At 49.4% G+C, this 503-nt stretch carries 1 pseudogene; it reads left to right on the top strand.

Annotated features, from left to right (window positions below):
* Nucleotides 1-71: 71 nt before the first annotated feature.
* A pseudogene (locus FC20_RS10975) lies at nucleotides 72-299 on the top strand (HNH endonuclease); the annotation flags it as partial.
* Nucleotides 300-503 lie beyond the last annotated feature (204 nt).

Raw genomic sequence — 503 nt, 5'->3', positions numbered from 1 at the left:
TCAATCCGCAGATTTCCGGCAAGCAGTATCAAGAAGGCTCACTGAAGGACTGGAAGAACTATGAGTATTACGTGCTGGCACGTGACGAGTACACCTGTCAGCTCTGCCATAAACATGGCGAAGGCGTAAAGCTTGTTGTCCACCACATTGTCTACCGCTCACAAGGCGGGACAAACCGGGTGGACAATCTAATAACGCTTTGCACGGACTGCCATACCACGAAGAACCACCAGCCAGGTGGCAAGCTCTACAAGTGGATGAAGGTAAAGAAGAAAGTGACAAAGCAGCTGAAGGGTGCANATGAACATTCTGCGCAAGCGGATTATGACTGCTTTCCCAGAAGCAAGCTTTCAGTACGGTTCGCAAACCTACGTAGATCGTAAGAATCTTCTTTTGCCAAAAGGTCACTTTATGGATGCAATCGCAATCAGCGGGATCAAGTCAGTGGGTCAGATGCCAGATACGGTTACGCTGATCAGCCAGTTCCGCAAGAAGAAGCGGTC

This window comes from Lactobacillus equicursoris DSM 19284 = JCM 14600 = CIP 110162 (genome assembly GCF_001434815.1).
GTDB classification, from domain to species: domain Bacteria; phylum Bacillota; class Bacilli; order Lactobacillales; family Lactobacillaceae; genus Lactobacillus; species Lactobacillus equicursoris.
This window is presented reverse-complemented; position numbering and strand designations above follow the sequence as displayed.